The sequence below is a fragment of the Paenibacillus sp. N3/727 genome (assembly GCF_022637315.1).
In the GTDB taxonomy this organism is placed as follows: Bacteria; Bacillota; Bacilli; order Paenibacillales; family Paenibacillaceae; genus Paenibacillus_AQ; species Paenibacillus_AQ uliginis.
In genome coordinates this window covers 549,511-563,845 of the sequence record NZ_CP093336.1, presented here as the reverse complement: position 1 = coordinate 563,845, position 14,335 = coordinate 549,511, and the positions used below count along the sequence as shown (strand labels likewise).

The window sequence follows — 14,335 nt, the reverse complement described above, 5'->3', positions numbered from 1 at the left end:
CTGCGTAGCAATAGCTTTCATATATGGCTCCTCCTATCCACCCTAGTTTGCGGTTTTCTTGCGATATTCGCTTGGTGACACGCCGCAATATTTTTTGAATGTTGTTGTAAACGTCGAAGAGTTCGTATATCCTGTTTTCTCGCCAATTTCGGCAATGCTCAGATCGGTATTTTTAAGATATTCTCTGGCATGAGACAACCGCACCTTATTCAGGTACTCCACGTAGTTCACACCGAAGGTCTTTTTGAAATAGTTAGAGAAATATTTGGAGCTCGTATCCAGCACCTCTGCCATATGATCCAGATACAGGTTCTCCATGTAATGAAGCTCAATGTATTGGGATATGAACGCCGGGTTCAGCTTGCTCTTCGGATCGTAGTTCCTCATAGCCGCAATCCGCCGCAACCCATCTATCAAGAGAGCACGGATTTCCTGATAATTAAAGGCATCGTGCAGCTTCCCGATAAATTCCGTTTCGATTCGAAACAGTTCTTGACGGTTCTCTTCCGAAGCATTGGCCTGTCTAAGCATAATGAAAAACATCGTTTGTGCAATATGTACCATCTGGTGATGATGAATGCGCAAAGATGCATTCTCCTCAATGATTGTATCGACAATGTCCATGGCTTCGTCCGTTTTGCCGGTCAACAGGCAGTTCGACAGCTTCTCTAACTTTTGGAGAGGAAAATGAATGTCCGGGACAAATCGGATCGCCTCCGTATCCGTCACCCACTCTTTCGTGTTGACGTTTCGGTATAGAAATCCGTTCTGGATATCCTGATAGCCTTCCCTGCAGTTGCTTATTTTGGACTCAAACGCCCTGCTGACGCAGCCCCAAACTCGGAAAGAGGCAAAGGCATCCCTTTGGGTTTGCTTTATGTAACTCTCAAAACTTTTCAGTACTTTTTTCCGGTCCGACGGATGTTCAATTCCGATCAGCGCGAGAAACTGAAGATGCTCCTCATGGAACACAACTGCATGATCTATGCTCTCCTGCACGCCGCTCCGGATCATCTCCGTAATTTGTTCTACCGAAAGATTAGTCTCCTCTCCTGCATCTTCCTGCGGAATTAAATGTATAGCTGCCATCACAAAATGTCTGCACTGAAATAAATAGGCGTAATGGTTCTGCATCTGCATTTCGTATTCTCTTGAATGTGTATATCCATCCAGGGTCTGCAGAAACACACCTCGACGGATTTCCTCGTCCACCAGATTCATTTGGCTTTTGAGAGATTCGTTCTCCCGCTGCACCTTCAGAATTCCACTGTGAATCTTGATAAAGTCATTCCCTTTTTTATTGGATCCTCCGAACAGCTGCAGAATGTTTTTGACCGGTCTATACAGATAAATACTCAGAAGAGCAGACAATACAACAGCCAGTACAATCGCCCCGTACATAATCCAGAGGTTGGCATTCGACACGGAATCGATGTTTTGGAATTGATAAGGAAGTTTGTTGATATAAATAAACCCGTTAGATTCGGATTTGTAGAAATTGTACTCATAATTCTTATGCGTCAGAGACGCCTCACTAGACGGATTGAAATAAACATCATTCAATATGTTTACCAGGTCAAGATCTTTCTCTGTGCTGAGTATGACATTGCGGTTTTCATTCAGTACGATCAGGGAGGCCCCTGGCATCATCGTTTTCAGATCAATACCGTTCAGCATTTTATTCACGTCGATCAAGACCATTAATTTCTTGTTAGACATCCTGATTTTGCTGCTGTCCACAGCGACAATCAGATTGCGCTTATGCGCTCCGTTAATATCGGAGTATATTTCGGCCGGAAATACGGTAAAGTCGTGTTCTGACCTGATAAAGTTAGTCCAGAATCCGGAATTGTATTTATCGGTCGTATATTTCCGGTCGAAAAGCGCTTCCATACTGCTTGTTCCCTGAGTTGTTATTGCTAAGTTGTAGTCATAGGTGATGATCGCATCCTCCACAAAGTCTAAAGTGGAAACCATCGTCGCCAGACTGTCCTGCAGGGCGATTACCTTCTCCATATCGTTCTTACCTTCACTGTTGCTGATCTGTCCGTAAGGCAGCGCATGGATGTTAAACATCAGATTGTTAATGGATGCAAAGCTGGAGTCAAACGACTGGATGATATTTTTGACGACCATCCGGTTGTTTTCTGTAACTTTCTCATAAATTCCGCTAATCGAATTCTTATAAACCATATAGTTGAATATAAACATGATGCCGATGACCAGCTGTAGAGCGAAAAAGATCTGAAGCAGCCCCCTGTTAGCGATCAATCGAATCAAATGGATCACCTCTCTTGATGTCCCTTCATATTCACCATGTTATACCCAATCGGGCTTCACGTCACCCTTTTTCGGAACCGAGCATAACGCCTTTGGCAAAATATCTCTACGCAAACGGATGCTTAATTCGTAGCTTCATCCAGTCTCTTCTGGGCGGCGTTGAAAATGTCGACGATCTGCTTGGAACCTTGCTTTTCGGCTTGAACCTGCCATTGCTGCCACTGCGCGTCGCCGTAGTCTTTGTTAAAAATGTATTTCGCGTTGAGTTCATCCGCCAATTTTTTCAGCAAGGTCTGAATTTCCGCAATCGTGGCCGTTTCGTCGTCCGTGAAGTTCAGGACCGGATCGAGCGGCTCGAATTTGTTGCCGTTGAGCAGCTTATCCTGAGCTTCCTGCTCCTTCTCCGTATAGTTAAAGTACACGCTGCGCTTGTCGGCATTGACGTACAAGCCTTGCAGCCACAGGGCATAGCGGTCCTCCAGCATGCTGATATCCACCAGCGGAACGTCCGTCAGCTCCGGATAAACGACTTTGTCGCCTTCGATCTTAAACGTCTCGCCTTCTACACCCATTGTCACCAATGTTGCGCCGGACAGGCTGGTCAAGTAATCCAGCAGCTTCAGAGCCGCTTCCTTGTTATCATTGTTCGCTACCGCGATGCTGAAGCTGTTCGTAATGCTCTCAATCGTCTTGCCGTTGCCTGTTGGGCCTACCGGATTCCCGTAACGCAGATCGTAGTTCGAGTTCTGGTCCTTCACTTGGTTATAGAACAAGTCTAGGCGGCCGATCCAGTCATAGGTAACAAAGGATTTATTGCCGCTCGTCATCTTCGCGGTCCAGGAATCGTCGGTATCGGTCATAAATTCCGGATCGAGAAGACCTTCGTTGTACAGCTTCTTCATGAAATCGAGCATGTCCTTATGCTCCGGCTGAACGGTTGCATATTTCCAGACTTTGGCCGCCTCATCGTAATACACCGGATAGTTGGCACCGCCAATGCCCCAGCCGAATGACCAGTCCCGGAAAATATGCTCTTTTGTCTTGGAAGCGTACGGGTAGGAATCCGGATAAGCCTCTTTCAGCTTCTTAAGCGCTTGATATAACTCCTCGGTGTTCGTCCACTCCTTAATGCCCAGCTCGTCGAAAATGTCCTTACGGTACAGGAAGCCGTGGTTCACGTCACGGTTGATATTCGCCACCGGCCAGGTATAGATGTTCCCGGATTCATCCCCATAGGAAGGAATGACCCAAGGATTCTCGTCGACATACATCCGTTTGAAATTTGGCAGCATGTCGAGATGTTCATTGATCGCCACAACCGCCTTCTGCTTGCCGATCTTCTTCAGCTCCGACGGCGTCATGCCGTGGAAAATGTCCGGCAGCTTCCCGGAGGCGACCATCATCTTCAGCTTGTCGTTGTACATGGCCGACGAGTACGCCTGGAAGTTGATTTTAATCCCTGTGCGTTTTTCAATTTCTTTGGCAAGCAGAGAATCATTTAGATTTGTCTTCTCGCTCACCACCATCCATGTGAGGGTGGTCGGTTTATCCACCAGCGGCAGCATGAGCCCGCCAGTATCTCCGTATTGGTCCGGATCAGCCGGCGCGGCAGGTGCAGGTGCCTGACCGCCTCCCGTCTCCGGCGCAGCCCCCTTGCCTCCGCCGCTGCAGGCAGCGAGCATCGACATGATAATGGTTAATACAAGTGCTATACGAAACCATGGTTTTATCATATATGCTTTCCTCCCTCTTTAGATTGATGTTCTCTAACGTTTTTTCATTCGTCCTTAGATTTTCATTCATCGACCATCCTGAGAGAGGAGAAGTCAAGATTGATTCGGTAATTTGTTGAATTCGTTGATTCTGTTTCTTCGATTGTTTATACCCCGCAATAGGCCACTTTCCAGACAGACTTCTCCCTTGTACTCATAGTAGCACTCACATCTTGGGCAGACCAGAGGGTGAACACGACAATTACACCGTCATAGCCTTGTATGCGGTGTATAGCAATCGCCGGTCTCCTCATATAACGGACCGAATCTTCTTTCCATATCAAAAAATTATACTTTCTTTATCTTTAAACAAAGGGATTTCCTTTCGGAAATCCCTGACATAGCATGTTTGTTTTCTCCCTCTATAAGGGAGGCGCGCAGCGCGTTTCAAACCGCTTGATTCGCCGCTTACGGGAGCACAAGCTGCACTTTGCAACCGCTCTGCCTGCTCTTCTCGGCGGCTTCGAGGAATGAAATAATCTCCAGCGTCTCCTCCGCCGGAAGAACCGCGCGCCGCTCGGTAAACATCATTATAACCTGCTCCAACAGACTCGCATACCACGGTTTATCCGATGCCCCGGCATCGATATACCGGCTTTCTCCACTTCGGTGGATCAGCGCCGTAAACTTGCCGCTTCCCCGCCGGCTTCCGCGCACCGTCCCGATGCGCCCGTCCTGCCAAACGCCGGTGATGAGCTCTTCTGTTTCCGTAGAAACCGCGAATACCTCCCTTGCGCCCCTCCCCATCACTGTATACAGTAATTCGACGGCGTGAATGCCGTACCAGAAATAATGGGATTGGGTCGGCTGCACATCCATTTGTCCCAATACGTCGGCGCCCAGAATGCTGCTGCGACCTTCCCCGGCAAGTTCCGGGACAAGCGCATCCGCATAACGGAGCGAGGAGGAGCTCATCAGCGGTACGCCGGCGTCGGATGCTAGGGCAAAGATCTCCTTCGCTTCATCCAGACTCAGCGCCAGCGGCTTGTCGATGAACACCGGCTTGCCGTAGGAAGCTACAGAGCGGAACTGCCGCAGGTGCACCCGCCCGTCTGCCGACAGCAGGAGGATGACGTCACAAGCGGCAGCCACTTCTTCCGGCGTATTCATAATCGCAACCCCGAACTGCTCCTTGATCTCCTTCGTGAATCCGTCCACCCGGCTAGCGCTGAGCGGAAAGTCCGGTGATCCTCCCGGAAACGCGGCCGTAACCCGGCCGCCCGGAATATGATATGGGTGCCCGGGATCGTTCAGCAGCCGGGTAAACGCCACAGCGTGGGACGTGTCCAGTCCGATAATGCCAATATTCAACAGCCTCATCTCCAGCTACTCTTCCTTCCTTTTTGCACCCTTCTCGCGCAGCTTCTTACCTTCCTTCCCGTAGAGGTCCTTCAAAATTTTCTTGCCGGTCGGCGTCTGCGCAAGCCCGCCCTTCGCGGTCTCGCGATGCTTGGCCGGCATTGCCGTGCCGACCTCCAGCATGACATCGATCACCTCATCCGACGGGATGACGCTTCGAATGCCGGCCAGCGCCATATCCGAAGCCGCCAGCGCGGTAACCGCACCGAAGCCGTTGCGCACGATGCATGGAATCTCCACCAGCCCTCCGACCGGGTCGCAGATGAGGCCCAGCGAGTTTTTCAGTGCAAGCCCTACCGCATGGACTGCCTGCTCCGGCGTACCTCCGCGAAGCTCCGTCAAGGCGCCAGCAGCCATGCCGATCGCGGAGCCAACCTCGGCCTGACAGCCACCCTCGGCGCCGGATATGAATGAATTGTTGGCGATGACATACCCGATGGCGCCCGCACTGAACAGCCCCATGACCAGGTGATCGTCATCCCATCCAAATCGCTGCTGCGCGCTGACGAACACGCCCGGAATGATGCCGCATGAACCGGCGGTCGGCGTGGCGACGATCCGTCCCATGGACGCGTTCACTTCCGATACGGACAGCGCATAGGCGAGCGCCGTGCACGCATCCGTACCGAGCGCAGGCACGCCCGCCGACATATATTCGTGAACGCGGACGGCATCGCCACCGGTCAATCCGCTCTTCGATGGAACCGGCTCATGGATGCCCCGGTGAACCGCCTCTTTCATAATGCCGTAATAATCGGCCATTTGCTTGAACGTTTCCTCCCGGCTTTTACCGGTTTCCTTGATCTGCTCCTGCAGCATCAGCTGTCCTATCGTCACTTGATCCTTTTCGCAGAAGGAGATGATGTCCTTCAATGTGGAAAATTTCATGATGCCGCCTCCTCTGTCGTCAGATCCGCGAATACGACGCGATGCACGCCCGGCAAGCCTTCGATATGCTTCATCAGCTCCAGCGGAACCGCCTCGTCCGATTCGACGACGGTCATGGCATCGCCACCTCGTCCCTTGCGGTCGACATCCATATAGGCGATATTGACGCCTCCGCCCTCGAGCAGCCGGGTGATATGCGCCACCTTGCCCGGCGTATCGTCATGGAAGACCAGCAGCACCGGATAGTTTGTCGTGAACTTGACGTCAAAGCCGTTCACCTGCAGTATCTCGACGCTGCCCCCGCCAATGGAAGCGCCTACAATGCGATCTTCACACTCTCCGCTGATCAGTCTAAGCTCCACCGTATTCGGATGGAAGGCGACATTCTGCGCTGTCTTGAAGGTTAGCTTCATGCCCGCCGCCTCGGCCAGCTCAATGGAATTGCGGATGCGCATATCGTGCGTGGCAAAATCCAGCAGTCCGCCGACGACGGCCAGGTCCGTGCCGTGACCGCGGTAGGTATCGGCAAAGGAGCCGTAAAATACAATTCCCGCCTGGTCGGGGAACGCGCCGAATATGCGCCTCGCTGCCCTTCCGATTCGGACGGCCCCGGCGGTATGGGAACTCGATGGCCCCACCATACTCGGCCCGATAATTGAAAATACATCTTTAAACCGCATGCGCGATTCCCCACTTTCGACTATTCTGCCCTCATTGTATCAGTTTGAAAGCCATTCTTCCAAGCGATCTCATCCCGGCGGCTGGAATAGCAGACGGCACGGACGACATCGATCGTCTGGTAGCGGTTGAACGGCGCCATCTTGATTGCAACGACGTTCGGAATTTCGACAAAGGCCCGCCAGAAATCGAAGGAGAAGCTTGGCTGGTCAGGTGGTTTTAGTACTTTATCAATGAAGCCAGTATTTTGCTGTCCGATTCGTATTTTTCATAGGCACTATGCGCTTGGTCCAGCTCGAACAAATCCGTGATTAAAGGCAGTACTGAAATCCTTTTCTCAGATAACAGCCGAACATATTCCCCCACATTTCTTCCTTCCGTCCAACGCACATAACCGACCGGGTAATCCCGATTTTCTTTTTCGTACTGCTTATCGTATCGTCCCGGTCCGCCTGCTCTGGAGATCAATACGCGTGCTTCCTTCTTGAACATCGCCGCCCGGGAAAACTCCATCGTTAAATTGCCAACGATGACCACACTTCCCCGGTCTTGCAGCCATTCGAACGAGCTGTTGATTAATTCCTCCCCCGAACCGCCCGCGCATAGAATGATTGAATCGAAGCCATGACCATCCGTTAAATCATCGAGCTGTTCTTCTAAATCTTCGCTACGCTCAAAAACATGCGACAATCCTTGCTGCTTGAGTAATTCCACACGCTCGCTGCTTAAATCCAGACCTACCGTTCTGTAAGCGGCGGCCGAAGCGATTTGCGCGATTAAATTCCCTAATATCCCCAGCCCCACGACGAGTACCGATTCTCCGAATCGCAAATCCGCGATGCGTAAGGCGTGAATCGCAATGGCACCCAAACCAGCGAATGCGGCTTCTTGTGAAGATACATGGTCGGGTACAGAAGCAATCAGATTCGTTGGGACGGCCAATTTCTCTGCATGCAGCACGAAAGGAGAGCCGTAACATGCGACACGCTGGCCAATTTCATACTCGGTTACCCCTTCCCCCAATTGTTCAATTCGGCCAACTGCACTATATCCCATCAGGATGCTCTTCCCAGTGGAATTTCTAATTATATCCATTTCTGTTCCTGGACTAATTCCAGAAAACTCAGTTCGTATGAGAACATGCCCTTCCTTTAGTTCCGATACATCGACTTCAATCACGGCTGCTTTTCCATCTCTAGCTGCTACTGCCTTCATTTGGTTTCCCTCCAACACATCATTATGCAATCTTTTTATCATATTAGAAAAACTTCTGCCGAAGTACGTGAACTTAAGCATTATTTTGTGTTTATTTCATAACAGCTCTAGCTTTTCAACGCTATCCTCGGTTCTTTTTGCGGATCAACCACTTGTCCAATACTAGGCCATCGAGATCAATATTGAGAAAACAGCGTATGGCATCCACTGGCGTTTCGACAATCGGTTCCCCATTATCGTTAAACGAGGTATTTAATAGAATCGGTGTCCCCGTCAAACGCTGAAAAGAAGACAACAGTCGGTGCAGTTTTGGATTAATCTGTTTGGATACCGTTTGAACTCTCCCCGTACCGTCTGCGTGTGTAATCGAGGGAACTTCGCTCCGCTTCTCTTCCAAAATATTTGGAACCAACAGCATATAATAGGATGGATGATCCATCGCAAAATACTTCGTTTGTTCCTCTTCCAATACGATCGGTGCGAAAGGACGAAATGCTTCCCTATGCTTGATTCGGGAGTTAATTAAATCCTTCATATCCTTTCTTCGAGCATCAGCCAAAATACTTCGGTTTCCGAGCGCTCGCGGACCGATTTCAGAGCGGTCTTGGAACCACCCGATAATCTCGCCTTGATCTAAAATGCTGGCCACTGAGCCATACAGATCGTCCAGTGATTCCACGGTAATATGTTCAGCAAACTGCTGTAGTGCAATCTCGTAATCTTCCGCGTCAAATGTTCTACCTAAGTATGGAGAAAACGGAACGGATACATCCCCTCTCGGCTGATTCATCGTGACGTGGTACCCGTAATATGCGCTTCCGATCGCTGTTCCAGCATCCCCAGCTGCCGGCTGCACAAAAATATGCTCGAATGGAGTCTCCTCCAAAATTTTATAGTTGGCAACGCTGTTCAGCGCCACACCGCCTGCAAGACATAAATGGCGGGACCTCGTCCTCGCGTGTAAATATCGGCAGGCTTTGATCATCGCTCTTTCCAAATGATATTGACCAGCGTATGCGATATCCGCCTTGGCCTGAAAACGCTTCTCCTCATCCCGGATTACCCCGACGGTGTGACGAATAAATATTTTCATAGCCTGAATGTGTGCTTTGCTCTGGATAAACTTTCCTTCATCATCCATCGTGTAGAAGCGTTCGAATTCTTTGACATACGTTGTTGAACCATAAGGTGCCAATCCCATTGTTTTTCCGTTCGTCAGCTTGTGAAAACCGATGCCATTGCTTAAAACATCATAAAAATAACCCATCGAATTCTCCACAGGCGACAGCACCTGATTCCATTCCATTTTCCCCGTCAGTTTTAAGAGTTCTTGAATTTCCGTTCCCTTCCCATAGTAATAGGTTGTGGTCTCATTGAGTCCGCCTATCTCACTACCTGCCCCATCGACGACAAGAATGGCCGCTTCTTCGAACGGCGATGGATAAAAGGCGCTGGAAGCATGGGCTAGATGATGGTTCATCAGGATCATGCGGTCCCGGTACGGCTTGTAATAGTTACGATCCATAATATCATTGCCTATGATGAGATCTATCTCTGATAGAGTTAGTCCTTGGCTTTGCAAACAATAGAGAGCGGCTTGATTTCCGGACGACTTTACATCCAGATCCAGGGAATGCTTGATTCTAGTAATACGCTCCTCTTCAATCGCGACAGCCATCTTTCCATCCAACATCAAGCATGTGGAAAAATCATGACTCGATCCACCAAGTGCCAGTATATTCATCGAATCCCCTCCGTATAATAATGCCACTTTAGATCCGTACACCCTTTATAGCCAACTAATATCATGCAGAGCACCGCTTTTTGTAACCCATAGTTCTCTAGGCAGCGTGTGGGATAAAAAATGCAGATTCCCGCAGCTTAAACCATAAGCCCCTGAATTGGAAAACAAAATCGTGTCCCCCATCGTTACATTCGCCGGCAGCAAAACGGAGCTTTGGATCACATCCGTAGGTGTGCAAAGCTTGCCGACGATATGGGCCGGAACAAATCCATTCGTTGATTGCGTAGGTTCTTCCATTATTTCATTCTCACTGTCATGCAGCATATAGCGGATAGGCAGGGGCGCCTTAAAGCTTCTACCCATCACAGAGCTGAATGCACGGTGATGGGTCCCCCCATCGACAATCACAAATTTCTTTCCATGCGACTGCTTCGTGTACAGCACCTGTGTTACATAATTCCCCATACGCGAGGTGATATATCGGCCCGATTCTACGAAAATATACTGTAAGCGCAAATCCTCATTCTTCGATATTTCTTCAGATAGAAGCTTTCCAAAATCATCGATCGGGAACGGATCATCTCCTCTGAAATAAGGCACTCCGAAACCTCCACCTAGACCCACTGTCGTTAAAGGGAGAGCATATACTTCCTTCAGTTTTCGAATCCATGCAAACATTCTCGGAATGCTTTCCCTGTAATAATCCAAATGAAAATTTTGCGTCCCCTGATACGTATGAAGTCCGATCAGCCTGAGCCCGGATAAACCTGTCACATATTTCACAGCATCCTCAAGCTGCTCCTCGTCAATGCCAAATTGTGTGGGAATGCCGACTGACGCCATTCGTGATCCTTGCCGTGTTGTCTTTAGGTTGATTCGAAGAGTGACCGGTACCTTCTTTTCCAAACGAGAAGCCTCTTCTTGAATCACTCGGAGCTCCTGGACTGATTCGGCATTGATACAAAATACACCCCCATCAATACAAGCACGAATCTCTTCCCTGCTTTTCCCCGGCCCGGTAAACACGATCTGATCGGCCGGCATCCCGATGGAAATTGCTCGGTGGTACTCTCCAATAGAAGCCACCTCGATAGGCGACCCATACCGGTGGATCATTTTGCAAATATAAGGATTCGGGTTCGCTTTCATTGAATAATACAGCCCAACTTGTTCCGGTAAGGCGCCTCGGATCCTGGCATAATCATCTTCCAATTGTCTTTCGCAGTACAGAAACAAAGGAGAACCGAAACGCTTTAATGCTTCGGAAATTGTATCCGCCTCTCGAATGATCGTTTCCAAGGAAGTCACCTCATCTCCGTCAATTTACTAGGACTCATGAATTGCTCGATACGCTGGACCATCGTCTTAAGCCGATGTCTGTCTTTTTCCCAGAACATCATAAAGACCCGGTACACATAGACTTGCTGCTTCGGCTCAAATACCTCATGAAAACCATAAATGAGAGATCCCCCTGAAAAGGAGGTCATGATCTCATCAACCTGCTTTCTCAGTACGGAAAACTCCTTCCTCTGCGGTGATTTCACGTCAAAAAACTGAACGCAGATATGAGGAAAACCATCCGCAAGCAATCGTTCTCGCATAGAAAGAGTATAGGTGACCATCGTGAGTCTCGCGTTGATTTCGATGACTGGAATCAATCTTCCATGCCTGTCCATCAACGAATCCACTCCCATAAAGCCCTGGTAGCCTTCCTCTATTAAAAGTTGTCCCAGCCACTTCAGCTCTTGCAAATAGCGCGTCATCACGTGCTCGGGAATCGAAGGATTCAAATCGCTCCCTTTATACACCCCGACATCATTGTTGTCCTGCCCCGTAACGGCCAGCACACGGCATTCCCCATCCCACAGCAGCAGCTGTGCATTCAAGTTATAATCCACTTCATGCCAGCGTTCGATCGATACCATGAAGTCTTCTAAATGACGCTGTCTGGACAAATAAGTACAGATAAAATCAAATTCCTTCTGGCTTCGAATATGGAACAAATTTTTACCCGAGGAGCCGTAAGCGGTTTTCAATACGTAACGATCTGCATGCGTCATCTCCTGTAACTTACGGAAGGCTTCCTCCAGCTGATCGAAGCTGGTGCAAACGATGCCGTCGCTCACGGGAATCGAATGCTTTTCACAAAACAATCGGGTATACATTTTATTGTTCAGCTTTAAAGCCAGCTCCGGCGGCGGACCAACCCCGATGCCCCCGTTCGAACTTATAAAATCAGCCTGCTGTGCATCCATTAAATATGGAATAGTATGTGTGCCTTTCAATTTGCCTGCAAACTCCTCCGGACGACCTATAAGCAGTTTGGGGATACGGATTCCCTGCTCTTCCAAATAACTCAGAAACTCGGGCTCAGGGCTTTCCTGAACGATCACCTCATCCTGTGGATCAGCCAAATAGATTTGATGAATATGCATTTGATTCATCAAAGAATCCGTGGTCGCATTTTGGAATTGAGGAAGGCGTACACCGATATTGCTTTTCTGCTCCCAATTCATGTTGGAATACCATAGTTTCGGACTATGGATGCCAAGTAAGCTGCTAATCAAACGCTCCGTCTTCATCCGCTCACCTCATATCGAGTTGATTGATTGGATACATGGCGGAGCCATTCCATCTCACCGCTTAAATATTGAAAAGGCTCCTTTCCAAACCATTCTAAAGAAGCACAGCAATCCACATCATCGTCTGATAAACATGTGACAATTCGTTCGAAGTCAACAATTCCTTTTCTTAGAGGGACCATCCCCTCCCTAAGTCCGCTGGGTGAATACACGTTATGAGGATGAAAAATTGTCAATTGTTCGGGAGCCGTTACATTTTTCATATGGAAATGAGAAATCCATGGTTTTAAAGCTTGATAGGCTTCTATCGGATCTGATCCCCCCTCCCAAATATGCAGAAAATCAAGATTGATCCTTAATGCAGGATGATCGACCTCTTTCAAAATCCGCAGCGTCGAATCCAGCGTATCAGCGAGGGTGTTAGGGTGCGTTTCCAGCACAAGTGTCAAACCGTTCTCCGTAAGCTTCTCTGAAAGTCTCCTCAGCCGATCAATGCACAATTCCCACTGCTCTTCATTCGCTTGCGAGCTCCCCAAATGCCCTGCAAAAATGCGAATATGTCTTGTTTCAAATCGGTAGGCTAGTTCAATCCATTCCTGGAGCTTCATTTTAATGACGGATGGTGGCTGCTGGTTGTCCATAAGCTCCACGTAATCACTGATCATCGGAACCTCCAGACCATAAGACTTGAGCTTGCTCATCCATGGGTCAATCTGCGACTGGAACGTATGGGCCAAGGCTCTAGCATGAACTCCCCATAGCTCGATACCGGAAAAACCCGTCCGATGTGCATATTCAATCAAATGTTCGAAGGAGACCAACTCATGTCGAAAGGAAATGGTACATAAACTATATTTCATGACAGTTCACTCCCCACTTGTTCCATCTGCAGCAGAAATTGCGTTTCCTGGCGCCCGACTTCCATTAATTTATCCTTCAGTTGACTGAGCAGCGCCATGTCGGTGTATCTTTTCTTGTATTTGATCAAAAGAAAGTTCACCGTCGTCCAAAGCTTTATTAATCGATCTATCGCTAAATTCCCTTCCTCCAATTGAGAAGAGCTGAGCAGCTGCAGCTCGCAAATGCTGTTCCAAACCGCACTTCTTGTTTTTATGATAGAGGATATGGTGATATTATTTTGATAAATCCATAGATTCCTTCGTTCTTTAGTCCAATGGATGGATTGCATCAAATCCGCTGCATACCGCTCCACAGCCCGGTATCCGAAATTATGATCCCCTTTCGTGTAAAGCTGCAGATTTTGCTTCGAGGTAAATTGAAAGGCTTCCTTCGGATCGGGCAGTACAAATTGCTTCGGAGGGACAAGTGTATAGTAATATAATGGACTGTCTTTCCCCTTCATTCGCGAACGGCCTAACTGTTCCCTTGACAATGTACCGATATAGTCTGCGGTAGGATCGGCCACCTGAAACTGACTCCCAGAAGCATCACATCCGTAAATCAACGAAAAATGCTGAATCCCATTTTCCTCATGTGTCAGAAGCTCTCTCGGGAAATAGTCTAAATCCGCGGCACGGCACATCAGCAGCGCCGCTCCTCCTTCATGGATGAATCGAACGAGATCGTCCTCTGTCCCCTTCTTTAACTCAGATTGGATACCGTAGAGATAGTCGAGCCTGTACAGTCTGATATTCTTCCCTGACATTAAGAGGCCGGAGCTGTAGTTCAAGCTCCAATAATTTATTAAAAAATACTGAGAGCTGACTTGCTTCATCCGCAGCAGTGTCAATAAACATGAGGCGGCACACTCCATTGCCGCCAGCTTAACCACGGTTTGACTCGACTGTTCCATCTAG

11 protein-coding genes and 1 pseudogene are annotated in these 14,335 nt (G+C 48.8%); all 12 read right to left on the bottom strand.

Annotated features, from left to right (window positions below; translation table 11 throughout):
• Positions 1-42 precede the first annotated feature (42 nt).
• Complete coding sequence (locus tag MNQ98_RS02505; RefSeq protein ID WP_481856712.1) at positions 43-2,289, bottom strand: helix-turn-helix domain-containing protein; 2,247 nt, start codon at positions 2,287-2,289, stop codon at positions 43-45.
• A gap of 113 nt (positions 2,290-2,402) precedes the next feature.
• Positions 2,403-4,013, bottom strand: a complete 1,611-nt coding sequence (locus MNQ98_RS02500) for an extracellular solute-binding protein (protein ID WP_241931769.1) — start codon at positions 4,011-4,013, stop codon at positions 2,403-2,405.
• Positions 4,014-4,460: 447 nt separating this feature from the next.
• On the bottom strand, positions 4,461-5,372 hold the full coding sequence (locus tag MNQ98_RS02495) for a Gfo/Idh/MocA family protein (RefSeq protein WP_241931768.1): 912 nt from the start codon (positions 5,370-5,372) through the stop codon (positions 4,461-4,463).
• Between the two features lie 6 nt (positions 5,373-5,378).
• Positions 5,379-6,299 (bottom strand): L-serine ammonia-lyase, iron-sulfur-dependent, subunit alpha, encoded by a 921-nt coding sequence (sdaAA, locus tag MNQ98_RS02490; RefSeq protein WP_241931767.1) that lies wholly within the window; start codon positions 6,297-6,299, stop codon positions 5,379-5,381.
• A complete protein-coding gene (gene sdaAB, locus MNQ98_RS02485) occupies positions 6,296-6,979 on the bottom strand; it encodes an L-serine ammonia-lyase, iron-sulfur-dependent subunit beta (RefSeq protein WP_241931766.1) in 684 nt (227 codons plus the stop codon). Before sdaAB ends, sdaAA begins: the two co-directional genes overlap by 4 nt.
• 50 nt (positions 6,980-7,029) lie before the next feature.
• A pseudogene (locus MNQ98_RS02480) lies at positions 7,030-7,176 on the bottom strand (dihydrodipicolinate synthase family protein); the annotation flags it as partial.
• 20 nt (positions 7,177-7,196) lie between these two features.
• A complete protein-coding gene (locus MNQ98_RS02475; RefSeq protein ID WP_241931765.1) occupies positions 7,197-8,192 on the bottom strand; it encodes a zinc-dependent alcohol dehydrogenase in 996 nt (331 codons plus the stop codon).
• 121 nt (positions 8,193-8,313) lie between these two features.
• A complete protein-coding gene (locus MNQ98_RS02470) occupies positions 8,314-9,936 on the bottom strand; it encodes a carbamoyltransferase family protein (RefSeq protein WP_241931764.1) in 1,623 nt (540 codons plus the stop codon).
• Between the two features lie 45 nt (positions 9,937-9,981).
• Positions 9,982-11,235, bottom strand: coding sequence for a type III PLP-dependent enzyme domain-containing protein (locus MNQ98_RS02465; RefSeq protein ID WP_241931763.1), 1,254 nt, complete (start codon positions 11,233-11,235; stop codon positions 9,982-9,984).
• A gap of 5 nt (positions 11,236-11,240) precedes the next feature.
• Entirely contained in the window at positions 11,241-12,518 is a 1,278-nt protein-coding gene (locus MNQ98_RS02460; protein WP_241931762.1) for an ATP-grasp domain-containing protein, read from the bottom strand.
• A complete protein-coding gene (locus MNQ98_RS02455) occupies positions 12,515-13,378 on the bottom strand; it encodes a sugar phosphate isomerase/epimerase family protein (RefSeq protein ID WP_241931761.1) in 864 nt (287 codons plus the stop codon). The genes MNQ98_RS02460 and MNQ98_RS02455 overlap by 4 nt, the downstream gene beginning before the upstream one ends.
• A complete protein-coding gene (locus tag MNQ98_RS02450) occupies positions 13,375-14,331 on the bottom strand; it encodes a hypothetical protein (RefSeq protein WP_241931760.1) in 957 nt (318 codons plus the stop codon). The genes MNQ98_RS02455 and MNQ98_RS02450 overlap by 4 nt, the downstream gene beginning before the upstream one ends.
• Positions 14,332-14,335 lie beyond the last annotated feature (4 nt).

Excerpts from the sequence above, each read along its gene's own strand:
- MNQ98_RS02460 (WP_241931762.1), bottom strand. The coding sequence starts at position 12,518 with ATGAAGACGGAGCGTTTGATTAGCAGCTTACTTGGCATCCATAGTCCG.
- MNQ98_RS02500 (WP_241931769.1), bottom strand. The coding sequence starts at position 4,013 with ATGATAAAACCATGGTTTCGTATAGCACTTGTATTAACCATTATCATG.
- MNQ98_RS02495 (WP_241931768.1), bottom strand. The coding sequence starts at position 5,372 with ATGAGGCTGTTGAATATTGGCATTATCGGACTGGACACGTCCCACGCT.
- MNQ98_RS02475 (WP_241931765.1), bottom strand. The coding sequence starts at position 8,192 with ATGAAGGCAGTAGCAGCTAGAGATGGAAAAGCAGCCGTGATTGAAGTC.
- MNQ98_RS02450 (WP_241931760.1), bottom strand. The coding sequence starts at position 14,331 with ATGGAACAGTCGAGTCAAACCGTGGTTAAGCTGGCGGCAATGGAGTGT.
- sdaAB (WP_241931766.1), bottom strand. The coding sequence starts at position 6,979 with ATGCGGTTTAAAGATGTATTTTCAATTATCGGGCCGAGTATGGTGGGG.
- MNQ98_RS02470 (WP_241931764.1), bottom strand. The coding sequence starts at position 9,936 with ATGAATATACTGGCACTTGGTGGATCGAGTCATGATTTTTCCACATGC.
- MNQ98_RS02455 (WP_241931761.1), bottom strand. The coding sequence starts at position 13,378 with ATGAAATATAGTTTATGTACCATTTCCTTTCGACATGAGTTGGTCTCC.
- sdaAA (WP_241931767.1), bottom strand. The coding sequence starts at position 6,299 with ATGAAATTTTCCACATTGAAGGACATCATCTCCTTCTGCGAAAAGGAT.